This is a genomic window from Arthrobacter sp. BB-1 (assembly GCF_006151685.1).
Classification (GTDB): domain Bacteria; phylum Actinomycetota; class Actinomycetes; order Actinomycetales; family Micrococcaceae; genus Arthrobacter.
On record NZ_VDEV01000015.1, the window covers coordinates 1 to 26,087 of the forward strand.

Annotated in this window: 19 protein-coding genes; 9 read left to right on the plus strand and 10 right to left on the minus strand. The window is 67.0% G+C overall.

Annotated elements, in window-relative coordinates; translation table 11 throughout:
• On the minus strand, positions 1 to 666 hold a 666-nt coding region (gene lipB, locus FHJ30_RS08535; RefSeq protein WP_139028885.1), incomplete at its 3' end, for a lipoyl(octanoyl) transferase LipB.
• A gap of 163 nt (positions 667 to 829) precedes the next feature.
• Between lipB and FHJ30_RS08540 the strand changes: the two genes are divergently transcribed.
• Positions 830 to 2,488 (plus strand): serine/threonine-protein kinase, encoded by a 1,659-nt coding sequence (locus FHJ30_RS08540; RefSeq protein WP_139028886.1) that lies wholly within the window; start codon positions 830 to 832, stop codon positions 2,486 to 2,488.
• 35 nt (positions 2,489 to 2,523) lie between these two features.
• Here the strand turns inward: FHJ30_RS08540 and FHJ30_RS08545 are convergent, their stop codons facing one another.
• On the minus strand, positions 2,524 to 3,450 hold the full coding sequence (locus FHJ30_RS08545) for a TIGR01777 family oxidoreductase (protein ID WP_139029037.1): 927 nt from the start codon (positions 3,448 to 3,450) through the stop codon (positions 2,524 to 2,526).
• Between the two features lie 73 nt (positions 3,451 to 3,523).
• On the opposite strand from FHJ30_RS08545, the gene FHJ30_RS08550 reads away from it, so the two are divergent.
• The gene (locus FHJ30_RS08550) at positions 3,524 to 7,033 is read left to right on the plus strand and encodes a S41 family peptidase (protein WP_139028887.1); all 3,510 of its coding nucleotides are present in this window, start codon (positions 3,524 to 3,526) and stop codon (positions 7,031 to 7,033) included.
• A 131-nt stretch (positions 7,034 to 7,164) separates the two neighbouring features.
• Here FHJ30_RS08550 and FHJ30_RS08555 read toward each other — a convergent pair whose 3' ends face one another.
• The 5 genes from FHJ30_RS08555 to FHJ30_RS08575 all read right to left on the minus strand — a co-directional run bounded on the left by FHJ30_RS08555 (position 7,165) and on the right by FHJ30_RS08575 (position 13,367).
• The gene (locus tag FHJ30_RS08555; protein ID WP_139028888.1) at positions 7,165 to 7,593 is read right to left on the minus strand and encodes an OsmC family protein; all 429 of its coding nucleotides are present in this window, start codon (positions 7,591 to 7,593) and stop codon (positions 7,165 to 7,167) included.
• A gap of 241 nt (positions 7,594 to 7,834) precedes the next feature.
• Positions 7,835 to 8,185, minus strand: coding sequence for a hypothetical protein (locus FHJ30_RS08560; protein WP_139028889.1), 351 nt, complete (start codon positions 8,183 to 8,185; stop codon positions 7,835 to 7,837).
• 114 nt (positions 8,186 to 8,299) lie between these two features.
• On the minus strand, positions 8,300 to 10,084 hold the full coding sequence (gene sucB, locus FHJ30_RS08565; RefSeq protein ID WP_139028890.1) for a 2-oxoglutarate dehydrogenase, E2 component, dihydrolipoamide succinyltransferase: 1,785 nt from the start codon (positions 10,082 to 10,084) through the stop codon (positions 8,300 to 8,302).
• Between the two features lie 116 nt (positions 10,085 to 10,200).
• Positions 10,201 to 11,583, minus strand: coding sequence for a dihydrolipoyl dehydrogenase (lpdA, locus tag FHJ30_RS08570; protein ID WP_139028891.1), 1,383 nt, complete (start codon positions 11,581 to 11,583; stop codon positions 10,201 to 10,203).
• A 257-nt stretch (positions 11,584 to 11,840) separates the two neighbouring features.
• The gene (locus tag FHJ30_RS08575) at positions 11,841 to 13,367 is read right to left on the minus strand and encodes a leucyl aminopeptidase (RefSeq protein WP_139028892.1); all 1,527 of its coding nucleotides are present in this window, start codon (positions 13,365 to 13,367) and stop codon (positions 11,841 to 11,843) included.
• A 258-nt stretch (positions 13,368 to 13,625) separates the two neighbouring features.
• Here FHJ30_RS08575 and FHJ30_RS08580 point away from each other — a divergent pair, with 258 nt between their 5' ends.
• From FHJ30_RS08580 to FHJ30_RS08595, 4 genes are all read left to right on the plus strand, one after another.
• Entirely contained in the window at positions 13,626 to 14,564 is a 939-nt protein-coding gene (locus FHJ30_RS08580) for a proteasome assembly chaperone family protein (RefSeq protein ID WP_139028893.1), read from the plus strand.
• Positions 14,565 to 14,615: 51 nt separating this feature from the next.
• Complete coding sequence (locus FHJ30_RS08585) at positions 14,616 to 15,968, plus strand: nitrate/nitrite transporter (protein WP_139028894.1); 1,353 nt, start codon at positions 14,616 to 14,618, stop codon at positions 15,966 to 15,968.
• A gap of 107 nt (positions 15,969 to 16,075) precedes the next feature.
• Positions 16,076 to 17,317 (plus strand): DUF4192 family protein, encoded by a 1,242-nt coding sequence (locus FHJ30_RS08590; protein ID WP_139028895.1) that lies wholly within the window; start codon positions 16,076 to 16,078, stop codon positions 17,315 to 17,317.
• Positions 17,318 to 17,619: 302 nt separating this feature from the next.
• Positions 17,620 to 18,930, plus strand: a complete 1,311-nt coding sequence (locus FHJ30_RS08595; protein WP_139028896.1) for an RNA polymerase sigma factor — start codon at positions 17,620 to 17,622, stop codon at positions 18,928 to 18,930.
• Between the two features lie 186 nt (positions 18,931 to 19,116).
• On the opposite strand, the gene FHJ30_RS08600 is transcribed toward FHJ30_RS08595, so the two are convergent.
• Positions 19,117 to 19,338: a hypothetical protein gene (locus FHJ30_RS08600; protein WP_139028897.1), complete on the minus strand. Its 222-nt coding sequence runs from the start codon at positions 19,336 to 19,338 to the stop codon at positions 19,117 to 19,119.
• A 255-nt stretch (positions 19,339 to 19,593) separates the two neighbouring features.
• Here FHJ30_RS08600 and FHJ30_RS08605 point away from each other — a divergent pair, with 255 nt between their 5' ends.
• Positions 19,594 to 21,702: a type IIA DNA topoisomerase subunit B gene (locus tag FHJ30_RS08605; RefSeq protein WP_139028898.1), complete on the plus strand. Its 2,109-nt coding sequence runs from the start codon at positions 19,594 to 19,596 to the stop codon at positions 21,700 to 21,702.
• 44 nt (positions 21,703 to 21,746) lie between these two features.
• Here FHJ30_RS08605 and FHJ30_RS08610 read toward each other — a convergent pair whose 3' ends face one another.
• Entirely contained in the window at positions 21,747 to 22,739 is a 993-nt protein-coding gene (locus tag FHJ30_RS08610; protein ID WP_139028899.1) for a M56 family metallopeptidase, read from the minus strand.
• 6 nt (positions 22,740 to 22,745) lie between these two features.
• On the minus strand, positions 22,746 to 23,132 hold the full coding sequence (locus FHJ30_RS08615; protein ID WP_139028900.1) for a BlaI/MecI/CopY family transcriptional regulator: 387 nt from the start codon (positions 23,130 to 23,132) through the stop codon (positions 22,746 to 22,748).
• A gap of 272 nt (positions 23,133 to 23,404) precedes the next feature.
• Here FHJ30_RS08615 and FHJ30_RS08620 point away from each other — a divergent pair, with 272 nt between their 5' ends.
• Together FHJ30_RS08620 and cydB are read left to right on the plus strand one after the other, a co-directional pair.
• Positions 23,405 to 25,009: a cytochrome ubiquinol oxidase subunit I gene (locus FHJ30_RS08620; RefSeq protein WP_139028901.1), complete on the plus strand. Its 1,605-nt coding sequence runs from the start codon at positions 23,405 to 23,407 to the stop codon at positions 25,007 to 25,009.
• 27 nt (positions 25,010 to 25,036) lie between these two features.
• Complete coding sequence (gene cydB / locus FHJ30_RS08625; RefSeq protein WP_139028902.1) at positions 25,037 to 26,086, plus strand: cytochrome d ubiquinol oxidase subunit II; 1,050 nt, start codon at positions 25,037 to 25,039, stop codon at positions 26,084 to 26,086.
• The last annotated feature ends 1 nt before the right edge of the window (position 26,087 follow it).

The window sequence follows — 26,087 nt, forward strand, 5'->3', positions numbered from 1 at the left end:
CAGTAGAGCTCCTTCGGGGGTAGCGACCAGGGCGTCTTCATTCTTGCGAAGTTCTTCGATGACCCGGGAAACAAGGTCGGCAGGGGCAACATCCTGGCCGGTTTCCTGGGTAATGGTTGTCACGCCGGCATCCGTGATTCCGCAGGCGATGATCTGTGAATACGGTGCAAGCTCGTTGTTGCAGTTGATGGCGAAGCCGTGCATTGTTACGCCTTCGTGCACCCGGATGCCAATGGCAGCGATCTTCCGGTCCGGGCCCTTGCTGTCTGCGGTGATCCAGACTCCGGCCCTGCCTTTGATGCGGACGGCGTTGATCCCGTAGTCGGCAAGAACGGCAATAATCACCGATTCCAGGCGTTCGACATAATCACGGATGCCTGCCCGGTTCTTCAGTTTGATGATGGGGTATCCCACCAGCTGGCCCGGACCATGCCAGGTCAGTTTCCCGCCGCGGTCCACCGGGACCACCGGGGTGCCGTCGAACGGCCGTTCGTGGTCCTCGGTCCGCTTGCCGGCGGTGTAAACCGGTGCGTGTTCCAGGAGGAGGACGGTGCTGGGGGCCACCCCCGCGACCACTTTGTCATGGAGTTCGCCCTGGATTTCCCAACCACGGGTGTAATCGACAAAATCGGGAGCAAGACCCAGCTGTGAAAACTCAAGAGTCATGGCATCCAGCTTAGACCCCGTGGCGTTCCCGGCCCGGTTTAGTGCTTAAGCTCACCCATCCGCTGGAGGCACGTCACAGGCTGCCCGACGCCGGTGCGGAGCGCGGCTGCGGGGCCTGTGGATAACTTCTGCGGGCCCCGCCAAATTCGGCTAGACATAAGCCATGGAAGATTTGCAGGCACCCGAGGTGCCGGGCTTCGCCGTCGAACGCTTGCTTGGGCAGGGCGGCAGTGCGCTTGTCTGGCTGGCCAGGGAGCAAAGGACGGGGCGGAACTTCGCGGTGAAATGCTTCCGCCCGGGCCCGGGCGGGGTAGAGGGTGCCGAAGCGGTCACGGAGGACGCGGTGCGGCGCGAGATCCGGATCCTGTCTGCCCTGGACCACCAGCATCTGGTCAAAGCGCATGATGCCGTCCGGCTGCCCGGGCCGCCGGACGGCGGAACGGCCCTGGTCATGGACTACGCGCCAGGCGGGTCCCTGGCAGCCCTGGTAGCCAGCCGCGGCCGGCTCAGTATTGGGGAGACAGTGACAGTGCTGACGCCCCTGGCCCAGGTCCTGGGCTACCTGCACGGCAAAGGATTTACCCACTCGGATGTCTCTCCGGGAAACGTCCTGTTCACCGGACAGGGCAAGCCGCTGCTGTCCGACCTCGGCATTGCGCGCATGTTGGGTGACCCCGGCAGCGCCGGGCGTTCCGGGACGCCCGGCTTCGTGGACCCGGCCCCGGTGGACGCGGTGCGGGGCCTGCAGCCGGAACGGGATGTGTATTCGACGGCGGCACTTGGCTGGTTCTGCCTCACCGGCCAGGCTCCGCCACGGACGGCTGACCGCCCGCCGCTGTCCCTCCTGGTTCCGGAGGTTCCGCGGGCGCTTGCGGCCGCCTTGGAGGCCGGCCTCAACGAGGACCGGAGGAGCCGGCCCACGGCGGCGTCCTTGGCCATAGCCGTCTACCGCAGCGCATCGCCCCGGCCGCTGGATCTCGCGGCCTCGGTCCATCCCACGGTGATCCCGGAGTTGATGACCCGCCGGCACGTCCCGGCGCCCTCCCGGCGCGGAGCAGTGCAGGACAAAGCCGCGGCCGCTGTCAGGCGGATCGCCACTGCGGCGTGGGTGCGGCTGCCCCAGCCGAGGCAACGCATGCCTTTCCCGGACACAGCGGGTGAAGCCCACCCTTCCCAGGGCAAACACGCGCGCACAGCTCCCGGCGCGCGCACACCGGCCGGCGGGGTCCGGCGCCGTGTGCGGGTGCTGCGCCTGCTGCCGGCCGCAGTGGCTGTGGCAGCTGCCGGCCTGTGGTGGCTTTCCGGAACCGGAGGCACGCCCGCCGAATCTGCCCCCGCACCGGGATCAGCCGCTGCCCCCGCCGGACCGCCACCGGCAGCGGCCGGGACCGAAGGAGGGACAGGCCCGGCGGGTGCGGCCAGGCACCAGGCCGGGGCCGCCGATCCCGTCCAGGCTGTCGAAGGCCTGGCCCGCCTGCGGGACCTCGCCTTCAGCGGGGGCCAGTGGGAACTGCTGGACGAGGTCAATGCCAAGGGTTCGCCGGCGGCGGCAACGGACCAGCAGACGGCGGAACCCCTTCGCAGGTCCGGCCACGTCCTGGCCGGGTTCTCCAGCAACATTGACGAGCTCCGGACCGAGGACGGTGCAACCGCCGCCCGTGCCGTGGTGCGCCTTCTCTCGGGTTCCTCTGCATATGAGGTGAAGGATGCCCGGGGCGCCGTCATCGGCAAGGGGCCGGCGGCGGGCGCGCTCCAGCTCAGGTTGGTACTTGTGGCCGAGGACGGTACGTGGCGGATCAGCGACATCCTGCCGGGAAGCTGACCCGGCTGACCCGGCTGATCCGGCCGCCGGGCTGGTCAGCCCAGGCCGGCGCCTTCCTTGCCTGCAACCTTGTCCCTGCCGGCAACCCACTGCGCGGCCTGGGCCAGCGTGGGATGCTGCCACACAAACCCTTCCGCCTGCAGCACCGCAGGTTCCATGCGCTGGCTGGACAGCAGGAGTTCCTCCGCCAGATCGCGCATCAGCAGCCGCAGGACGGGGGCCGGGACCCGCAGGGCCGAGGGCCGGTGCAGTGCGTGGGCGATTTCCCCGACCAGCGCGTTGACGTCGGTTTGTTGGGGAGCGCAGACGTTGACCGGGCCGCTGATACCGGACTCCAGCAGAAAGAGGGACGCCGCCGACACGTCCGGAAGGGTTATCCAGGGCCAATACTGTCGGCCGTTCCCCAGCGGCCCGCCGACGCCCAGCCGGATCAGGGGCAGCAGCCTGCCCAGGGCGCCTCCCTTGCGGCTGAGGACCACGCCCGTCCGCGTCACCACCACCCGTACACCCGGGGGAGCGGTGGCGGCGGCGTCCTCCCACTCCCCGCAGATGGCGGCCAGCGTTCCGGAACCGCGCGGCGCATCTTCGCGGAGCACCGTATTTCCGGCGTCGCCATAGTAGTTGGAGCCTGACTGGCTCAGCAGGACAGGCGGCGGGGAATCAAGCTGCTGCATTGCCCGGGTGAGGGTACGCGTCGAGTCCACCCGCGAGCTGAAGAGCTCCTCGACGCGCTTGCGGGTCCACGGCCTGTCACCGATGCCGGCGCCGGAGAGATTGACGACGGCGCCCGCCCCGGCGAGGGCCTGTGGGTCCAGTTCGCCCGCGGCCGGGTTCCAGCGGACTTCCGCCGCCTTGCCGGGGGCCCGCCTGACCAGGGACACGACGTCGTGTCCCGCGTTCCGGAACGTTGCTGACATGGATTTGCCGATCAGCCCGGAGGCCCCGGCCATGACGATGCGCATGGTCCATCTCACCACGCCACGGCCCCTGCGGCACCTCCCGACCGGCCGCAGAAGGGTTGACTATGATCGAACGATGACCTTTTCGAGCTACTTCCGTTTCCCGCATCTGCATGGCGATCTGGTCACTTTCGTGGCCGAGGATGACGTATGGATTGCGCCCCTGGGCGGCGGCCGCGCCTGGCGTGTCTCCGCGCTCCAACTGCCCGCCCGCAACCCCCGCTTCACCCCCGACGGCAAGCGGCTGGTGTGGACGGTGGTCCAGGGAACGGCACCTGAAGTGGTCTCTGCAAAGGTCGACGGCGGCGGGTACCGCCAGCTGACCTACTTCGGCCACAGCACCACAAGGGTCAAGGGCTTTACGGCCGGCGGTTCGGTGGTGGTCACCAGCGCCTTCCGGCAGGCCGAAAGCAGGCACACGCATGCCTACAGCGTGCCCCTGGAGGGCGGCTGGGCGGAGGAACTCCCGTTCGGACCAGTCGAGTCCGTGGCTTTTGGCCCCGAAGTGGGCGACGAGCGCCCCGTGGTGGTGGGCAGCGTGCTGTCCCGGGAACCGGCCTGGTGGAAGCGCTACCGCGGAGGCACGACGGGGAAGCTGTGGATCGACACGGATGGAAACGGGGAATTCGAGCGGCTCCTTCCGGAGCTTGAGGGCAACCTCGCTGACCCCATGTGGGTGGACGGCCGCATTGCGTTCCTTTCCGACCACGAGGGTTACGGGAACCTGTATTCGGTCCTGCCCGGCGGAAAGGACCTGCGCCGGCACACGGACCACGAGGACTTCTACGTCAGGCACGCCTCCACCGACGGCAAGCGCGTCATCTTCGAGTCCGCGGGCGAACTCTGGGTGCTGCACGATCTCAGTTCCGACGCCGTCCGGCTGGACATCAGCCTGGGCTCCGCCTCACAGTCCCGGCGCCCGGCACTGCTGAAAGCAGCCAAGCACCTCGGCGCAGTGGTACCGGACGCATGCGGCTCAGCCAGCGCGGTGGAATCCCACGGCACCATCCACTGGCTCCGGCACAAGGATGGCCCGTCGCGCATCATCGAAGCCACGCCGGGGGTCCGCGCCCGGCTGCCCCGGCCCCTTGGTGACGGCAGGATCGCCTACCTGGCAGACCACGACGGTGTGGAGGCGCTGTACATCAAGGACATTGCCGCCCCTGTGCCGCAGCCTGCCGCAGCACACGGCACCGATGCACGCAGCCCCCATGCCGCGGGCACGGAAAGCGGGGACGGGCGTCCGGATACAGCGGGTCAAGGGGAAAGCGTGGTGCTGCCGCAGCCCGTCCCGGCTGCCGGCGCCGGCGTGCTTGCCGGGAACGCCCCGGCCGTCCACGCCTCGGACGAGCAGGCCGACGTCGCGCCTGGATCCGGCGCACCAGCTGCGGAAGCACCGGCAGGTCCGGCCGCAACCCGCATCGCTTTCCCCAAGCCCTCGCGCGCCAGTGCCTTGGAGGCGAGCCCGGACGGCCGCCGGATAGCCCTCGGGACGTCCTTCGGTGAGGTCTACGTGGCGGACACGCAGACGGGAGAACTGACACTCCTGTCAAGCATCGGTGAGGGCACGGTGGCCGACCTCGCATGGTCCGGAGACTCGCAGTGGCTCGTATGGTCGGAACCAGTCACGTCCTTCGGCTCCCGCAGCCGGCTGCGGCTGGCCAGCATTGCAAAGCCCGGCGCCGCCCCGGTGGACGTCACCGATGGCCGCTTCTGCGACCAGTCCCCGGCCTTCACCCCGGACGGGAAGTTCCTGGCCTTCCTGTCCAACCGCAGCTTTGACCCGGTGTACGACGGACATTCCTTCGACCTCTCCTTCCCCAGCCCCATCAAGCCGTACCTTGTGGCACTCGCTGCGGACACGCCGTCGCCCTTCGGCCCCGCCGTGGACTCCGAAGGGGCGGACACGCCGTCCGCTGGTGAGGCAGGCCGGAAGGACGAGGGCGGCCCGGAGCAGCCGGAGGTCCGGGTAGACCCCGAAGGCCTGGCGCACCGGGTCATCACCGTGCCCGTGCCGCAGGGCAACTACACATCCCTGAAGGCCGCCGAGGGCGCGCTGCTGTGGCTCGACTGGGCCCTGGCCGGCGTTACCGGTGATGGAAAGGCCAGCCAGGAGGACAAGGACTCCCGGCCAAGCCTGGTCCGGTTCGACCTCGGCCGGCGCAAGCAGGCCACCCTCGTGGACGCGCTGGACAGCTACCGGCTGTCAGGGGACCGCAGCAAGGTGGTGCTGATCTCGGACAAGCAGGTCACGGTGGTCCCCGCCGACGCCAAGACGGATGAGGAGTCCGGGAAGCTGGTCAAGGTTGACCTGGGCCGGATCCGGGTGATGATGGACCCGCTCAGTGTTTGGGGCCAGGCCTTTGACGAGGCCTGGCGGCTGCAGCGCGATTTCTTCTGGACCGAGGACATGGCCGGGCAGGACTGGGACTCCATCCACCGCCGCTACCGTCCGCTCGTGGAACGCCTGGGCTCGCACGATGACCTGGTTGACCTCCTCTGGGAGCTGCACGGCGAGCTGGGCACGTCCCACGCCTACGTCCGGCCGGCTCCGGTCACCGAAAACGGCAGCCACGGCCAGGGCAGGCTGGGCGCGGACCTGGCCTGCACCGCCGCCGGGTGGGAGATCACCCGGATCCTGGCCGGTGAGTCTTCCGATCCGCTGGCCACGTCACCCCTGACCAGGCCGGGAGTGGGGGCGAAGGCCGGCGACGTCCTGCTGGCCATCGACGGCGTGCCGTTGTCCGAAGCTGTCACCCCGGCCATGCAGCTGGTGGGTGCGGCCGGACGCGCAGTGGAGCTGACCCTCCTGAACGGTTCGGCGCACGGGGCCGCCGCAGGCACCCAGCGCCGCGTCGCCGTCGTTCCCATCAAGGACGAGGAGCGACTCCGGTACCAGGAATGGGTGGCCTCAAACCGGCGCACCGTCCGGGAGGCCTCGGCGGGCACGTTCGGCTACCTGCATATCCCGGACATGATGGCCAACGGCTGGGCGCAGCTGCACCGGGACCTTGACACCGAGACTGCGCTGGACGGCCTCATCGTCGATGTCCGCCGGAACCGCGGAGGCCACACCTCGCAGCTGGTGGCGGAACTGATCGGCCGCAAGGTGACCGGGTGGAGCATGCCGCGCGGGGAAAAGCCGCGGACCTACCCGCACCACGCGCCACGCGGCCCGGTGATCATCCTGGCGGACGAATTCGCCGGTTCTGACGGTGACATCATCACGCAGGTGTCAAAGCTGCGGGGTATCGGTCCGGTCATCGGCACGCGCACCTGGGGCGGTGTGGTGGGCATTGACAACCGGTTCTCCCTCGCCGACGGCACCGGCGTGACGCAGCCGCGGTACGCCACCTGGTTCGGCGGCGGGGTGGGCTGGAGCGTGGAGAACTACGGTGTGGATCCGGACATCGAGGTCACCTACCCGCCGCATGCCTATGCCGCGGGCCGCGACCCCCAGCTGGAGTACGGCATCGGTGCGCTGAAGGAAATGGTCCAGGAGCTGCCCACGGACCGCCCGCCGGCCCGCGAAGGGTACCGACGCCTGCGGCCGGCTCCGCTCCCGGCGCGCCGCCAGGGGAACTGACCGGGGAGCAGCCCGGGGGCGCCAGCGAGGCACCCGAAACAGCAAAAAGGCCCTGCCTGGCCGGAAAGATTCCGGTCAGGCAGGGCCTTTTGCCGTCAGCCCTGGATCAGGGCTGGATCAGGAGCCCAGGGTCAGGACTGCAGCGTCGCATCCAGGGTGATGTCGATGCTTGCGAGGGCGCCGGAGACCGGGCAGCCCACCTTCGCTTCAGCGGCGATCTTCTGGAATTCCTCTTCGGAGATGCCGGGGATCCGGGCGGACATGGTCAGGTGGCTGCCAGTGATGCCGGTGCCCGGAACGAAGGTGACGTCCGCCTTGGTGTTGACTTCCTCCGGCGCGTGGCCGGCCTGGGCCAGCGCGTGGCTGAAGGCCATGGAGAAGCAGGCCGAGTGGGCTGCGGCAATAAGTTCTTCAGGGCTGGTCTTGCCGCCGGAAGCCTCGGTACGGGCCTTCCAGGTGACCTCGTAGGTGCCCAGGCCTGAGCTGTCCAGCGTGGTGTTCCCCGAACCCGTCATCAGGTCGCCGTTCCATACCGTGTGCGCGGTGCGTGTTGCTGCCATAACCACTCCTCAAGTCGATTCGAACCGGGGCAGGCCAGTGCCTGGCCCCGCCGTCTCCCATCCTAGGGACTTCCCGGGAGCCGTGCACCAGCTGTCCGCTGTCAGAGGATTGTGACCAGGGCAGGCGGGTAGCCACCGCGGCCAATACATAGCGACGGCGGGACATAACGACGGCGGGACATGACGACGGCGACGCCCCCGGCTGAGGGGGACGTCGCCGTGATCGCGTCAGCGGCCGGCGTTACTTCCAGAGGGTCGCGATGGCGATGTTCAGCAGCGCGAGGCCGCCGACGCCGTGCGCCAGGCCCGCGCTGATGTCCTCGCCCTTCTTGTACTTCCGGCGGCCGATGAAGGCCAGCACGCCCACGGCGAGGGCAACGGCGAACTTGATGCCGAGCTTGAAGTAGTTGGCGTCCATGTCCAGGGCCGGGATCAGGCCCATCAGGGCGACGCCGGTGAGGAGCTGGAGCATGGCGCCGTCGAACTGGCGGGGGTGGACGGTGGGCTTCTTCATCTGGCCGATCCAGATGCCCACGATCATGGCGGCGCCGACGATGTGCAGGAAAACCACGATGTTATAGACGATGTTCATGGGACCAGTGTAGCCAGAGATTCTACAGCCTGTAGTAGTTAAACGCCGACGGCGGTGCAGGCCGCCCGGTGGATTTCCACCGGTGCCTGCACCGCCGTCGTACGTTTTGGTCCGTTACAGGCCCAGATCAGCCTCGAAGGCGCCTTCTTCAAGGCGTGCCTTCAGGGTCTGGAGGAACCGGCCGGCGTCCGCGCCGTCCACCAGACGGTGGTCGTACGTCAGGGACAGGTACATCATGGAGCGGATGGCGATCGAGTCGTCGCCGTTTTCATCGGAAACAACCACGGCACGCTTGACGATGGCGCCGGTGCCGAGGATGCCTACCTGCGGCTGGTTGATGATCGGGGTGTCGAACAGGGCCCCGACCGAGCCGATGTTGGTGATGCTGAACGTGCCGCCGGACAGTTCATCCGGGCCGATCTTGCCGTCGCGGGTGCGGCTGGCAACGTCGGCGATCTTGCCGGCCAGGCCGGCGAGGTTCAGGCTGCCGGCGTCGGAGATGACCGGGACCAGCAGGCCCTTGTCGGTGTCGACGGCGATCGCCAGGTGCTCCGCGTTGTGGTAGGTGATCTCCTGCTTTTCCTCGTCGTACGCAGCGTTGAGCTTGGGGTGCTGCTTGAGGGCCTCGGCCACTGCCTTGGCGATGAACGGCAGGAAGGTCAGCTTCACGCCGTTCTGCGCCTGGAACGAGTTCTTGGCCCGGGCGCGGAGCTTGGCCACCTTGGTCATGTCCACTTCGTGGACCTGCGTCAGCTGCGTGGAAACCTCAAGGGACTCGCGCATGCGGCGGGCTATGACCTGGCGGATGCGCGGAGCCTTCTGCGTGGTGCCGCGCAGCGAGGAGACCGCGCCGTTGGATGCTGCGGCGGCGGGTGCTGCCGGGGCCGAAGCGGCTGGAGCGGCGGCCGGTGCAGCCTTTGCTTCGGCCGCAGCAATGACATCCTGCTTGCGGATGCGGCCGCCGACGCCGGTACCCGAGAGGGAGGTGATGTCCACGCCGTGCTGGTTTGCCAGCTTGCGGACCAGGGGAGTCACGTAGCCGGATTCGCCGCCGGCAGCGGGTGCCTCGGCTGCGGCCGGGGCGGACTGCGGTGCACTCGCCGGTGCAGGCGCTGCCGCGGGGGCCGGCGCTGCTGCCGGTGCTGCTGCGGGGGCTTCCTGCTTCGGTGCCTCCTGCTTGGGCTCTTCCTGCTTCGGTGCCTCCTGGGCGGGGGCGGCCTGCGGTGCTGCAGGTGCCGGAGCGGCAGCCGCGCCTGAGCCGATGACGGCCAGGACGGAGCCAACCTCTGCGGTCTCGTCCTCGTTGACGCGGATCTCCTGGAGCGTACCGGCCACGGGGGAGGGGATTTCGGTGTCGACCTTGTCGGTGGACACCTCCAGCAGGGGCTCGTCCACCTCCACGGTGTCCCCGACGGCCTTCAGCCAGCGGGTGACGGTGCCTTCGGTGACGCTCTCGCCGAGGGCCGGGAGGGTGACCTCGTGGCCCTCGCCGCCGCCTGCAGCGGGAGCCTGCTGGGCCGGTGCCTCTTCGGGCGCTGCTTCCTGTGCAGGGGCTTCGTCCGGTGCGGGGGCCTCGGTGGACGGGGCCTCGGCGGGGGCGGCCTGCCCAGCAGCCGGGGCCTCTTCGGCAGGAGCTTCTGCGGCGGGTGCACCGCCACCGGAGCCGTCGCCGATGCGGACCAGGGGAGCGCCGACCTCGGCGGTCTCGTCCTCGGCGACCAGGATTTCCTCAATCACGCCAGCTACAGGAGAGGGGATTTCAGTGTCTACTTTGTCGGTGGAGACTTCGAGCAGGGGCTCGTCCACCTCTACCCGGTCACCTACCTGCTTGAGCCAGCGGGTGACGGTTCCTTCGGTGACGCTCTCACCGAGGGCGGGCAAGTTAACGGATTCAGACATGTCGTCCCCGTTCTCCTTATTGATCTTTAGTGCGGATGATTGCTGCCTTGTTGGCCAGCCTAGTGCACCCGGCATTCCGTGCCGGGTGCACCAGGCCCTGTGGTGCTTGGGGGAGACTAGCCGTGAAGGGGCTTGCCCGCGAGTGCCAGGTGGGCTTCGCCCAGGGCTTCGTTCTGGGTGGGGTGGGCGTGCACCAGCTGCGCCACATCCTCGGGGTAGGCTTCCCAGTTCACGATCAGCTGGGCTTCGCCCACCTGCTCGCCCATGCGGGCGCCGATCATGTGGACGCCCACCACGGGGCCGTCCTTCTGGCGGACCAGTTTGACCAGGCCGGAGGTGCCCAGGATGGAGCTCTTGCCGTTGCCGGCCAGGTTGTATTCCTGCGTCTGTACCTGGTCCTCGCCGAACTTTTCCTTCGCGGCCTTTTCGGTGTAACCAACCGTGGCGATTTCGGGCTCGGAGTAGGTGACCTTCGGGATGTTGATGTCCTCGACGATCACGGGCTTCAGGCCGGCGATTTCCTCGGCCACGAAGATGCCCTGCTGGTAGCCGCGGTGTGCGAGCTGGACGCCGGGCACGATGTCGCCCACTGCGTAGATGTTGCCGACGCCGGTGTGCAGGCGCTCGTTGGTGATGACGAAGCCGCGGTCGATTGTGACGCCGGCTTCCTCGTAGCCAAGGTTGGCGGTGACGGGGCCGCGGCCCACGGCAACCAGGAGGAGGTCGGCTTCGAAGGTCTTGCCGTCCACCAGGGTGACCTTGACGCCGTCCTCGTTCTGCTCGACGCCCTGGAAGAAAACGCCGGTGGAGAACTTGATGCCGCGCTTCTTGAAGGCACGCTCGAAGTTCTTGACGATGGTGGCGTCCTCGTTGGGAACCAGCGAGGGCAGGCCTTCCACGATGGTGACGTCCACGCCGAAGGACTTCCAGACGGAGGCGAACTCGACGCCGATTACGCCGCCGCCCAGGATGATGGCGCTCTTGGGGATGAAGTCCATGGTGAGGGCCTGGTCCGAGGTGATGACCTTGCCGCCGAGCTCCAGGCCCGGGAGGGTGCGGGAGTAGGAACCGGTGGCCAGGACGATGTTCTTGCCCTTGTACGCGGTGCCGTTCACCACGACGGTGTCGGTGCCCTGGAGCTTGCCTTCACCTTCAATGACAGTGATGCCCTTGGACTTGATGAGGCCCTGCAGGCCCTTGTACTTGCCGGCGATGATGCCGTCCTTGTACGCGTTGACAGCGTTGATGTCGATGCTGTCAAGGGTGACGTTCACGCCGTACTTGGCGGAGTCACGGGCGTGGTCGGCCAGCTCCGCAGAGTGCAGGAGGGCCTTGGTGGGGATGCAGCCGTTGTGGAGGCAGGTGCCGCCCAGCTTTGCCTTCTCCACGAGGCCGACGGTGAGGCCAAGCTGTACTGCCCGCAGCGCGGCGGCGTATCCGCCGCTGCCGCCACCGAGTACCAGGATGTCGAATTCTTGCGCAGTTGCCTGATCGGCCACTTAAACGCTCCCTCGCGTGAACGATGACGCGGTCCTGCGCATCATCTGGTCTTGGAACCTGCACTGCCGTGATTATTCCAGCAGGCCAATTCTCTTGCATTTGTGACTACCGTGGTTCACCTTAGCGAACCACTTATCCATGCTCCACCCTGGCACCACGTTTGTGGAGCGCTTGTGTCGAGTGTCACGCGGCTTTGTGGCACAGGGATCACCGGTCCCGCAAAGCCGCGTGCCAGCACGGTGCCGGCCGCCGGATGTCAGGCAGCAGCAGCCAGGATGTCCTCCACGTAGGCCACCAGCGTCCGGACCGTGCAGCCCGTTCCCTGCTTGTGCGTGTAGCCATAGGGGCTCCCGTTATTGAAGGAGGGCCCGGCGATGTCGATGTGGGCCCAGGGGATCTGTTCCCCGTCCTTGCCCTTACCCACGAACTCACGGAGGAAAACGGCCGCGGTCATCATGCCGCCGTGGCGTTCGCCGATGTTCGCGAGGTCGGCCACCTGGGAATCAAGGCTGGGCCGCAGTTCCTCGGGAAGCGGCATCGGCCACACGAGCTCTCCGGCCCGGTCCGCTGCGGCCTTGAGCGGGCCGGTCACGCTGTCCGATCCCATGACGCCCGCGGTCCGGTTCCCCAGGGCGATCAACTGCGCCCCGGTGAGGGTTGCGACGTCGATGATGGCGTCCGGGTACTCGGCGCTGGCGGCAACGATGCCGTCGGCCATGACCAGGCGCCCTTCGGCGTCGGTGTTCAGGACCTCCACGGTCTTGCCGCCGAACATCATCAGGACGTCAGCCGGACGTGATGCGGCGCCGGAGGGCATGTTCTCGGCGATGCACAGCCAGGCGGTTGCCTTGACCGGCAGGCCGAGTCCCGCGAGGGCCAGCACAGTATTAAGGACGACGGCGGCGCCCGCCATGTCGCTCTTCATGTCGCCCATGCCAAGGGCCGGCTTGATGGAGATTCCGCCGGTGTCAAAGGTGATGCCCTTGCCGACGAGCGCGATCTTTGACGTTGCCTTGGCGGGAGAGTATTCCACCTTGACGAGGCGCGGCTGGCGGGCGGAGCCCTTGCCCACGCCCATGATGCCGCCGAAGCCCTCCTTCTCGAGGCGCTTCTCGTCCCAGACGGTCACCTTGACGGGCAGGCCCTTGGCCAGGTCCTTTGCAGCTTCGGCGAAGGACTCGGGGTAGAGGTGGCTGGGCGGCTGGTTCACCAGGGAACGGGTGGCGTTGACCGCCTTCCCGATCAACGCCGCCCTCTTAAGGACGGGGCCAAGTTCCTTCTGGTCAGCCAGGTCGGTGAAAATAACCGCATTGCGGACCGGATCCTTCAGGCCGTCCCTGGAGGTCCGGAACTCGGTGAAGGAATAGGCCCCCATGGCGGCACCTTCGGCCACCGCTGCGACGTCGGTGACTGTCGCCGTCGGAAACGCCAACGCGACCGTGGCGAAACCGGCGAGCTGGCGGATGGCGGAACCGGCCGCCCGGCGCAGTGCTTCCCCGGCAAGCGGTTCCGCAGCCGATACCTTGCCCACGCCGGCCAGGACCAGGACACCCGCGCCGGTTTCCGGCAGGCCCGGCAGGCGCACCAGCTGGTCGGCCGCGCCCGTGACCCCGAGCGCCTTGAGCGAATCCGCGAGTGCCTCGGCGGACCTGGCAGTCAGCGGGTTCTCCAGGAGGACGGGACCGTCTGCACCCTGCCCAACGCCTATGACCACCGCGTCGCTGGGGCTCTTCTTCAGGTCCCGCGAGAGGGTACTAAGGTTGATTTCAGTATTCTTGACCACGGGGTCAGTCCTCGATTCTCGAAAGATGTTCGGGCAGGGGTGCATGTTCGGCGTTCTGCCATGGTTGCCCGGGTACGGCCGTTCGGAACGCAGTCCGGGTGTCTGCAGGCCCGTCTGGCAGGCCAGTTCCGATCGTAGCCCGTAGCCGCCGCGCCGGGGGAATTTCGTGAGAGGTGCGCCACACCGGGTGCCGGAATGCGCGGCCGTCCCGGGGCGTTGTAAAAGAATGTCCACCCGCACCTGTGAAAGGAACATGCCGTGCTTGAACGGATCTCCGGCTCCCTGCTGGACCCCGGCGCGCTCTACGCGAGCAACATTGGGCTGTTCCACAGCCCCGGGCTCCGCGGGCTGAACCTGGTGATGGGCTTCACGGGATTCGCCGATGCCGGCCACGTGGTGAAGCAGATCAACGCGGAGCTGCTGGACTCGCTCGACGCCGAGCCGGTGGCGGTGTTCGATGCCGACCAGCTGATCGACTACCGCTCGCGCAGGCCGCACCTGACGTTCGTGGAGGACCACCTCCAGGATTACCAGGAACCGAAACTGGCCCTATACCGCCTCGTCGACGGGCTGGGTAAGCCTTTCCTCCTGCTGGCCGGCTTCGAACCGGACCTGCAGTGGGAACGCTTCGCACGCGCCGTGGTGGGCATCGTGGAGCAACTGGATGTCAACCTGGTCACCTGGATCCACTCCATTCCGATGCCGGTTCCGCACACCCGCCCGGTGGGCGTCACGGTGCACGGGAACCGGCCGGAGCTGATCGAAGGCATCTCCGTGTGGAAGCCCACCGTGGAGGTTCCCGCAGCCGTGGGCCACATCCTCGAACTCCGCCTGATGGAGGCCGGACGGAATGTGGCCGGTTATGTCATCCACGTGCCCCACTACCTGGCCGAGGCGGAATACCCCACGGCCGCCGTCGCCGGCCTGGAATACCTTGGCGCAGCCGCCTCGCTGATGCTGCCCTCGGACAGGCTCCGCGAAGCGGGCCGTGAAGTCAGCCGCCAGATCGCCGAACAGATTGATGCCTCCGAGGAAGTCCAGCAGGTGGTGTCGCGGCTGGAGACCCGCTATGACGAAAAGGCGGAGGGCACAGTTCGCCGCTCGCTCCTGGCGGACGAGAACGACGAACTGCCCAATGCCGACGACCTCGGCGCCGCGGTGGAAGCGTACCTGGCACGGGAGAACCCGGGTCAATAAAGGGGCTGGACCAATAAAGGCCTCCGGCCGCCGCCCGGGCATAATGAAGTGGTGACTGCACCCCGCGCCTGGCTTATCTGGACCATCGGAATTTTTGGGTACCTGGTAGCGGTGGCGCAGCGGACGTCCTTTGGCGTAGTGGGACTGGAAGCCACCGAGCGGTTCCAGGCCAGCGCGTCAGCGATCTCGTTCTTCACCGTCCTCCAGCTCCTGGTCTACGCCGGACTCCAGATTCCCGTTGGCCTGCTGGTGGACAGGTTCGGCTCTCGCGCCATGATCGCCGGCGGTGCGGCCCTGATGGGGCTGGGCCAGCTCCAGCTGGCTTTTGCCGACACCATTCCCGGGGGAGTCGCAGGCCGGGTGCTGGTGGGGGCCGGGGACGCCATGACATTCATCTCTGTGATCCGCCTCATTCCGCTGTGGTTTGCTCCTGCCCGGGTGCCCCTGGTGACCCAGCTCACGGGCATGTCAGGCCAGCTCGGTCAACTGTTCAGCGTGATCCCGTTCGCCTTCGTCCTGCATCTCTCAGGCTGGACCCCCGCGTTCCTGATGCTGGCAGGCCTGTCAGCCTTCGCCGTCGTCCTGGTCCTGCTGCTCCTGCAGGATGCACCGCCAGGCACCGAACGGCCACACGCGAAGCAGGGCCTGCGGGCTACGGGTGCGTCACTTGCCCGGGCGTGGCGCCAGCCGGGAACACGGCTGGGCATGTGGAGCCACTTCACCATCCAGTTCAGCGGCACAGTGTTTGCGATGACCTGGGGCTACCCCTTCCTCATTTCCGGCCAAGGGCTGGACGCCGGAACAGTGGCCGCACTCATGGCGCTGTACGTCGCCGCCGCAATGGCCGTAGGTCCCTTCATCGGGCGCTTCGTTTCACGGCATCCGCTGCGGCGTTCCACCATGGTCCTGCTCATTGCCGGCGCCACCGCCGGGGCATGGGCTGCCGTCCTGCTGACTCCCGGACAGGCGCCCCTGTGGCTGCTGGCCGGCCTTGTCGTGGTGCTTGCCGTCGGCGGCCCCGGCTCGATGATCGGCTTCGACTTTGCGCGGACGTTCAACCCGGCGCACCGGATCGGAACAGCGACGGGCATTGTCAACGTGGGCGGGTTCATCGCAGCCCTTGTTGCGATCTTCCTGATCGGGCTGGTGCTGGACGTCCTGTTTGCCAGCGGCTTCTCCAACGGCGTGCTGTATGGCCTGGATCCGTTCCGCATTGCGCTGAGCGTCCAGTTCCTGCTGCTCGGATCAGGTGCGGCGGCGATGCTGGTCTGCCGGCGCAAAGTGCGGCGGCAGATGGCCGCGCAGGGCGTCGTTGTTCCACCGCTGCGCAGCGCCATTGCCCGCCAGCGGCGGGAAAACCTCGCCCGTCGCCGGCAGCCAACGCCTGTGGATGACGCCGACTAGTCCTGCACCGACTAGTCCTGCACCGACCAGTCCTGCACAGGGCAGGTTTCTTCACATAGCCGACGGCGGGCCTTACCCGGCATCGGAAGCCAGCGAAGGCTGGAGGCATGACACCTCCAGAACACCTGACAGTCCGCAGCCCGCAAGACGTCCTGGGCTTCATTCCCCATTCGCTGGGCTACTGGCCGTCCGCAAGCCTGGTTGCCATGACGTTGCAGGGCAAACGGCTGGGCGCCACGCTCAGGCTGGACCTTCCCGCTCCGGAGGTCCTTGCGCAGCCCGCCGCTTTTGCCCGGACGGTCTGCGCCTACCTTGAAGCGGACCAGCACGCCGACGGGTCGCTGTTGGCACTTTTCACGAACAACGGCTGGCTGGCGGGTCCGGACGGCTACGGCAGCCTGCTCGCGGAGTTGCAATGGACGCTGGACCATGCGGGAATGCCGGTAAGGGACGCCTGGTACGTCGGCAGCGAGTACTGGCGGGACGCCTTTTGTGCCGATCCCGCCTGCTGCCCTTTTCCAGGACGTCCGGTCCAGGAGATCCGGGACAGCACCCTGAACGCCGAAATGGTGTACCGCGGAAGCAGCGTGGGTCCGCCGCCGCATGAACAGCCGGCCGCGGTCCTGCCGGGTTCCAGCCTCCACTGTGCTGCCGTCCGGGAGGCGGAGGAGGCGTGGTCGGCGGAACTGGACCTTCGCCGAGGAAGCAGGGGGCAGTTTGACGCCGTGCTCGGGCTCTGGACGGCCCTGCTTAACCGTCCGCCGGGTGAACCATGGCTTCCCGAGGCTGACCGCGACGGTTTCCTGCGGGCAACCCTGCTGGTGCCGGGATGGCGGGATGCCGTCCTGATGATGGCCGCCGCCGGACGGAGGGCAGCGGAAGCCGGGGCTGAGCAGTTCGCCATCTTTCGCGATGAGTGCCGCCTGGATCCCGTGGCGCCGCCGGCAGGACCCCCGGGAGCAGGCCCCGCCGAGGAAGTGGCCGGGCTTGGCGGTGGCGTAAGCGGCCGGGTGCTGGAGGTTGGGGTTCCTTGCTATGGCGATGTCCTGATGGGGATCCAGCCCGCCGTTCCGGACTGGGAGAGGCTCGACGCGCTGGATCTCGTACTCCAGCAGCTGGCCGCGGCCGGCGGCCCGGCAGCCGCAGCCTCGCTCACGGGAAGGGGCTGGATCGCCTGGTGCCGGGGCCGCGGTTCGTTCTCGGCAGCCCACCTGGCGCAGGCCCTTGAGATCGAACCCGGGTATCGGCTGGCCGAGCTGCTGCTGGAAATGGTCCACCGAGGCACCATCTGCGGCTGGGCGGCCCGGAAGGAAGCTGCGTGGCAGAAATTCGGTCCTGACGCCGCCTAGGGCCACACGCAGGATGGCGGGGAGGGTGCCGCGGGCCCGGGGCGGCGGCCCCTGTGGCGGCGGAGAACGGCGGGGAGGCCGGAATCGGGGAAATCATGAGACAATGGATGCCGAGACCCGGTTGGGTCCGTGTATCGAGCGCTCAGGATTGTGCCCTTCGGGGAACATTACAGCGGCTCCGGCAGTTGTCTTAATAGACTCTGCCGGCCGTGGTGGCGCTTGGTTTTCACCACGGACTTGACAGGGTCATAGTGGTGTTGCCCGTATGGTGATTCCACAGACCACCGCTAGAAAGGTTTTCTGTGACCCCGTCTTCCACGAAGAAGGACCCCGCCGCCCAGGACGAACTGTCCGCCGAGGAGAAGCAGGCTGCGACCAACGCCAAGCGGGCAGCTACGCGGGCAGCCAACAAGGCATCTGCCGGTGAGGCCGCGGACGGCAAGCGCGAGCCCAAGAAGCGCGGCCCCAAGCCCGGTGCAAAGGCAGCTGCCGAGGCTGCCGGCAAGTCTGCGGCCGGTGGCGCGGACGATGTAGAAGAAGTCGAGGAAGAGCTCGACGACATCATCCTCGAAGGACCTGAGGTCATCGAGGAGGACGCCGAAGCAGATCCAGCCAAGGGAGCTGCCGGCTCGGGCAAGGGCTTCGTCTATTCGGACGCCGACGACGACGACGCACCCGTGCAGCAGGTCATGTCCGCCGGGGCTACCGCCGACCCCGTCAAGGACTACCTGAAGCAGATCGGAAAGGTCGCGCTGCTCAACGCAGAGCAGGAAGTGGACCTGGCGCTCCGGATCGAAGCCGGCCTGTTTGCCGAGGAAAAGATCAACGCCGACGACGGCTCCATGGATCCGAAGTACAAGCGTGAGCTCGAATTCATCATCCATGACGGCAAGCGCGCCAAGAACCACCTCCTCGAAGCGAACCTCCGCCTGGTGGTCTCGCTGGCCAAGCGCTACACCGGCCGCGGCATGCTGTTCCTGGACCTCATCCAGGAAGGCAACCTGGGCCTCATCCGTGCGGTGGAGAAGTTCGACTACACCAAGGGCTTCAAGTTCTCCACCTACGCCACCTGGTGGATCCGCCAGGCGATCACCCGCGCCATGGCTGACCAGGCACGCACCATCCGTATCCCCGTGCACATGGTGGAGGTTATCAACAAGCTGGCCCGCGTCCAGCGCCAGATGCTGCAGGACCTGGGCCGCGAACCCACGCCTGAAGAGCTGGCCCTCGAACTGGACATGACTCCCGAGAAGGTTGTTGAAGTCCAGAAGTACGGCCGCGAGCCCATCTCGCTCCACACACCCCTGGGCGAGGACGGCGACTCCGAGTTCGGCGACCTGATCGAGGACTCCGAAGCCGTGGTACCGGCGGACGCCGTGAGCTTCACGCTTCTGCAGGAGCAGCTGCACTCCGTCCTGGACACGCTGTCCGAACGCGAAGCCGGCGTCGTGGCCATGCGCTTCGGCCTGACCGATGGTCAGCCGAAGACTTTAGACGAAATCGGAAAGGTCTACGGAGTCACGCGCGAGCGTATCCGCCAGATCGAATCGAAGACCATGTCCAAGCTCCGCCACCCGTCGCGGTCGCAGGTGCTCCGGGACTACCTGGACTAAAGCCAGGTCCGGTCAACAAAGCGGCCAGCCAGCCGCCGCGCCCCAGGCGCGGCAGCCGGCGGGCCGCTTTGGGTTTCCGCCGTAGCGGGCGGAACCGTTGCGGGTGGGCCCAGGGCGACGCTGAAGGTTGGTGCTTAAAAGGATTGGGACCCCACCTTGCGGTGGGGTCCCAACAGCTTCGGGAACCTAGTCGATTTCTACGACGGCCTTCTCGTGAAGCTTGCCCGTCTCGTCGTGCCAGTCGGAGCTCAACGGCTTGAGGGTGGCCTCCACTGCACGGGCATGGTGGCCGCAGAACAGCAGTTCACCGCCGGAGGACTCCAATACAACCCGGACGTAGGCCTGCGCTCCGCAACGGTCGCACCGGTCGAGTGCATTGAGTGTGCGGTCTGCCACTGCTGTTGTCATGTCGGCCTCCTTAGTAGATCAGTACGTCTATATAACCAGCATTCGTAACAAAACCATCGCAAGGATGGGGCAAGTTCGCTGTGCGCGTATCCGCAAAGTTGGCTCAAGTTCGCCGCAGCAGCCGCCGGCACCACCGGCGTGGCGCGCTCCACAGCCACCGCCAGGTGTGGCAGCCGTCCGCCCGGCTCCGGGCCGACTACCCTAGAGGAAGCGATTCCAGCCTGCTGTTTCCGTCCCTGAAGGAGTTCATCACCAGTGGCACCAAGTTCTGATTACACCGCCCGGCACCTGTCTGTATTGGAGGGCCTCGAGGCTGTCCGTAAGCGCCCGGGCATGTACATCGGATCCACAGACTCACGCGGACTTATGCACTGCCTCTGGGAGATCATCGACAACTCCGTGGACGAGGCCCTGGCCGGATTCGGCCACGACATCAGGATCATCCTCCACGCAGACAACTCGGTCGAGATCCACGACGACGGCCGCGGCATCCCCATCGACAAGGAACCCAAGACTGGCCTGACCGGCGTCGAGGTGGTCTTCACGAAACTCCACGCCGGCGGCAAGTTTGGCGGCGGCTCCTACACCGCCTCCGGCGGCCTGCACGGCGTCGGCGCGTCCGTGGTCAACGCGCTGTCCTCCCGCCTCGACGTCGAAGTGGACCGCGGCGGCAAAACCTACAAGATGTCCTTCCGGCGCGGCGAGCCCGGACGCTTCAAGGACGTTGGCTCCAGGATCGACCCCGCCGCACCCTTCACTCCGTTCGTGGACGATTCCGTCCTGGACGTGGTGGGCAAGGCCAAGCGCGGCGTCACGGGCACCCGCATCCGGTACTGGGCCGACCGGCAGATCTTCACCCCGGACGCCAAGTTCTCCTACGACGAACTCGCTGCCCGGGCGCGGCAAACGTCCTTCCTGGTGCCGGGCCTGAAGCTGACGGTCCGTGACGAGCGCAGGGTCCCCGGAACCGCCGGTGAGTCCGGGCCGCACGAGGAAGTCTTCCACCACGACGGCGGGATCTCCGAGTTCGTCGAGTTCCTGGCCGCAGACCCGGCCGTCACCGACGTCTGGCGGCTGCACGGCTCCGGGAAGTTCAAGGAGACCGTTCCGGTGCTGGACGAACGCGGGCACAGCCAGCTCGCCGAGGTGGAACGCGACTGCGAGGTGGACGTTGCCCTGCGCTGGGGGATCGGCTACGACAGCACCGTGCGGAGCTTCGTCAACATCATCTCCACCCCCAAGGGCGGAACCCACCAGTCGGGTTTCGAGCAGGCCCTGGTCAAGACGTTCCGCAAGGCCGTGGAAACCAATGCCCGCAAGCTCAAGGCCGGCAACGACAAAATTGAAAAGGACGACATCTTCGCGGGCCTGACTGCTGTCCTGACGGTACGGCTGGCCGAGCCGCAGTTCGAGGGCCAGACAAAGGAGATCCTCGGCACCTCGGCCGTCCGCGCGATCGTGGCCAAGGTGGTGGAGCGCGAAATCACGGCCAAGCTCGGCTCGGCGAACAGGAACGACAAGGCCCAGTCCGCGCTCCTGCTGGAAAAAATCGTCAGCGAGATGAAATCGCGCATCTCGGCGCGCGTGCACAAGGAAACCCAGCGGCGCAAGAACGCCCTGGAAACTTCCTCCATGCCCACCAAGCTGGCTGACTGCCGGACGGACGACGTCGGACGTTCTGAACTGTTCATCGTGGAAGGCGACTCGGCGCTGGGAACCGCCAAGCTGGCCAGGTCCTCCGACTTCCAGGCCCTGCTGCCCATCCGCGGCAAGATCCTCAACGTGCAGAAGGCCTCGGTGGGGGACATGCTCTCCAACGCCGAATGCGCAGCCCTCATCCAGGTGGTGGGCGCTGGCTCCGGCCGCAGCTTCGACATCAGCGCCGCCCGCTACGGCAAGGTGATCCTGATGACGGACGCCGACGTTGACGGCGCCCACATCCGCACGCTGCTCCTGACGCTCTTCTTCCGCTACATGCGCCCCATGATCGAAGAGGGCCGCGTCTTCGCCGCGGTCCCGCCCCTCCACCGCGTGGAGGTCATCAACGCCGGCCAGAAGGCCAACGAGATGATCTATACCTACTCGGAGGCGGAGCTCCACGTCCTCCTGGCCCGGCTGGCCAAGGAAGGCAAACGGTACAAGGAGCCCATCCAGCGCTACAAGGGCCTGGGCGAGATGGATGCCGAGCAGTTGGCCGAGACCACCATGGACCCGCGGCACCGCACCCTGCGCAAGGTGGGCATCGAGAACGCCAAGCAGGCAGAGGAGATCTTCGACCTGCTGATGGGCTCCGACGTGTCCCCGCGCAAGGACTTCATCATTGCCGGCGCGTCCAGCCTGGACCGGGAACGCATCGACGCCTGACGTCGGGAAGCGGGCCCCCCATAGCGGGAGGCCGACGGCGGGACTCAGCCCAGCAGGCCGGGCACCACCAGCAGGGCGGTGGGCAGCGCGAGCAGCAGCACGGAGCCGGCCATCACCATGTGCCGGACCGGCGCCGGGAGCTCAGGCTGGGGTGAAAGCAGCCTGCTGACCCGGGTGGCCGTGGTGCGGGCCGGGTCCGGGTAGGACGTGCCGGCGGCCGTTTCGAGGCCGGGCAGTGCCAGGCTGGACGCTCCGGGATGGAGTTCCGCTCCGCCGGCGTTCCCGGCCGAGCCGCTGGCCACGATGGCGATTGCCTTGATCAGGGTGGCCTTGCTCTCGGTTTTCAGTGCGACGTCGTCGGCCAGCATTTCAATCAGCGAATTTACCGACTCCTGGGCAAGGCGGGTGGTGGGCAGCCACGGCAGGGCCTGGCGCCAGGCAGCAAAGGCCCACAGCAGCAGGTGGTGCCGTTGGCTCAGGTGCGCGTTCTCATGGATCAGGACCGCCCGGAGTTCGGCCGGTTCAAGCGCCGCCATCAGGCCGTCCGAGAGGACCGTCACAGAACGGGCGCCGCCGGGAAGGCAGTAGGCCACGGGGGAGTCGTGGCTGATAACGAGCGTTCCTGTTCCCTCAGCGGACGGCGAAGCCAGGAGGGCAAGCAGTTCGCGGTGCCGCCGCCGCTGGCGCTCGATCTTGTAGTACGTCAGCAGCAGCGTGAACACCAGGTGGGCGGTGAGCAACGCGGCGGCGGAGAGGGCAAAGATGTGCCAGAACCCCAAGGCTGTGGTGGGGGCATTAAAGAGCACCATTCCGGCCAAGGCCCGGAGCCCTGAAATCAGGTTGTCCCCGACAGGCTCCAGGCCGTAGACCAGCATGGCGCCGATCATCGACAGGCCGCCGGCCAGGGCGATCGCCTGCCACAGGAGCATGGCGGTGAACGGCGAGCGGGCGGGCCACTTCGCCCGCGAGAGGAGGATAGGCACCGGCCACGCCAGGACTATCGCAAGGACCGCCAGCAGGTACGAGGCCCAGAACATGGTGCGTTACAGGTGGCCAAGCAGTTTGCGCAGCGTCTCGGCCTCGCCCTCGGACACGGACCCGATGAAGCGTGCCAGCACGGCCTCGCGGTCCGGCGCTGATCCCAGCACCTCATGCATCAGCTCAGCGGTGTGGTCCTCGCGGCTGGATACTGCCTGGTAGCGGTGCGGACGGGTGCCGCGTTCGCGTTCCACCAGGCCCTTCTTCTCCAGCCGGGACAGCACGGTGAGAACGGTGGTGACGGCAAGTTCCTTGCCTTCGTGGCCTGCCGTGCCGTCCTGTCCGGCAGAGGTCTGTGCCAGCCGGTCCCGCAGGGTATTCGCGGTGGCTGCTTCCTGGCCCGCCCAGAGCAGATCCATCACTGCCCGTTCCAGTTCACCAAGACTAGCCATTGCACTTTTCCTTTGTTTCCCCGCGCCACCGCCTCGAAGCGGCGGTGGCTGCATGCTTTTGTTTCAACTACAACCTCTAATTTACCCGGTTTTCCCCTGACTTTCTACGCCGGGTAGAACACGGGTCGGACGGGCACCCCGCCCTGGTGTTACAAGAGCCGGAATGCCGGTTTTACACCGCTGCGGACGCTGTTCTACACTCGGTAGAAGTTAGACTTCTACAAAACGTAGAAGATCTGCAGCCGTTGACAAGAGGGAATACCTTGGACGCTATGGACGCCCTGGAAATCGCACGCTGGCAATTCGGTATCACCACCGTCTACCACTTCATGATGGTCCCGCTGACTATCGGCCTCGGCCTGGTGGTCGCCGTGATGCAGACCGCCTGGCACCGCACAGGCAAGCAGGAATACCTCCGCATGACAAAGTTCTGGGGGAAGCTCTTCCTCATCAACTTCATCATGGGCGTGGCCACCGGCATCGTGCAGGAGTTCCAGTTCGGTATGGCCTGGAGCGAGTACAGCCGGTTCGTCGGAGACGTGTTCGGAGCTCCGCTGGCATTGGAGGCCCTCCTTGCCTTCTTTGTCGAGTCAACGTTCCTGGGCCTGTGGATCTTCGGCTGGAAGCAGCTGAAGCCGGGCATCCACCTCGCGTGCCTCTGGATTGCGGTGATCGGCTCGGTGTTCTCCGCCTACTTCATCATCGTGGCCAACAGCTGGATGCAGCACCCCGTGGGCGTGGAAATGGTGGACGGCCGGCCCGTCATGACCGATGCCTGGGCAGTCTTCACCAACAACACAGCACTCGTTGCTGTGCCCCACACGCTGTTCGGCGCGCTGGCCGTCGCCGGCGGCTTCCTGCTGGGCATCGCCTGGTACCACCTGTGGCGGAGGCGGCGCGACGGCGTGGACACCGTGGGTGCCGACGGCAAGGTTATCCCCGGCGAAGCAGCAGGGATCCCCGGCCGTGACGTGAACGACCACAAGGTGTGGCTCCGGTCCCTGCGCATCGGGGCGGTGGTGGCCATGATCTCCTTCGCCGGCACCGCCCTCACCGGCGACCTCCAGGGCAAGCTGATGTTCGAGCAGCAGCCCATGAAGATGGCCGCGGCGGAAGCTGCCTGCCACGACGGCACCGGATTCTCTGTCCTCAGCATCGGCAACATCGGCTCGCAGAACTGTGACGACATCGTGGCGCTGATCGAGGTTCCGGGCATCCTCTCCTACCTGGCCAAGGGCGACTTCACCACCGAAGTCCAGGGCGTCAACAGCCTGCTGCCCGAATACCAGGAGAAGTACGGCACGCACCTGCCGGACAACCCGATCTACGGCGAACGCGCCGGACAGGCAATCGACTACCTGCCGGTCATGGAGGTGACCTACTGGGGCTTCCGCATGATGATCGGCTTCGGCGGGCTTGCCGCCCTGGCAGCGCTGGTGGCGCTGTGGATCACCCGGAAGGGAACTGTTCCCGAGTCCCCGTGGCTCATGCGACTGGCGGTCTTCGGCATCCTTGCCCCGTTCGGCGCCAATGCGGCCGGCTGGATCTTCACGGAAATGGGACGCCAGCCTTTCGTGGTGGCTCCGAATCCCGATCCCAGCGGCATCGACCAGGTCTTTATGTTCACGGCGGCCGCCGTTTCGCCGGGGGTCTCGGCGGGCGAACTGCTGGCATCACTGGTGGCATTGACGGCGGTCTACGCGGTCCTGCTGGTGGTTGAGGTCAAGCTGCTCGTCAAGTACATCCGCGGCGGGGTGGTCTCCGCAATGCCGGAACTGGTCCACGCACCCGTGGACGAGAACGAGGACGCCACCCCCGGACAGGGCGGCCCCGGCGGCGGGAAACCGGCCGACGACGTCCTGGCCTTCGCGTACTAGCCCGACACCAAGCAGAGGAAACACAGAATGGAACTGCTCCCCACCATCTGGTTCATCGCCATCGCGGTGCTGTGGACCGGCTACCTCTTCCTGGAGGGCTTCGACCTCGGTGTCGGAATGCTCATGAAGCTTTTCGCCCGCAACAACACCGAACGCCGGGTCCTGCTCAACACCATCGGCCCGGTGTGGGACGGCAACGAGGTCTGGCTCCTGACGGCAGGCGGCGCCACCTTCGCTGCCTTCCCGCTCTGGTATGCCTCCCTGTTTTCGGCCCTCTACCTGCCGCTGCTGGTGGTGCTCGTTGCCCTGATCTTCCGGGCGGTGGCCTTCGAATACCGCGGCAAGGTGGACACGGACCAGTGGCGTGCCCGGTGGGACTGGGCCATCGCGCTGGGTTCCTTCTTTGCCGCCTTCGGAGTAGGCGCCGCGCTGGCCCTCACCACCACCGGGCTTCCCCTGAATGCGAACGGCGACCGTGAAGGCGGCCCGCTGGCCTGGTTCAGCGGCTACGCGGTGCTGGGCGGGCTTGCCGTGGTGGGATTCTCGCTGCTGCATGCCCTTGCCTTCCTGGCGCTGAAGACCGACGGCGACGTCCGGCACCGGGCCCGCCAGTGGTTCGTGCGGCTGCTCCCTGCCCTGCTGCTGCCCATCGCCGCCTGGGCCCTCAGCATCCAGTTCCTCGACGGCAAGCCCTGGACCTGGGCCCTGGTCGTGGTGGCTGTCGCTGCTGCCGCAGCGGCCTGGGTGTGGGCCCGCAAGGGAGCCGAAGGCAAGGCATTCCTGGCCCTCGGCGCCTTCCTGGTCCTCGGTACCGCATCCATCTTCGGCGCAGTATTCCCGGTGGTGCTGCCTTCAACCCTGGACGGCGCCTTTGACCTGACCATCTCCAACGCTTCCTCCTCGGACTACACTCTTGGGCTTATGAGCGTCGTGGCCGCCTTCGGCCTTCCCCTGGTCATCGCGTACCAGGCCTGGACCTACTGGGTCTTCCGGCGGCGGGTCAGCGCAGCGCACATTCCGGAGGCCCACAGCTTCCTGCCGGCCATCGCCGCCAGGGCCTTCACCACGAAGGGCTGAC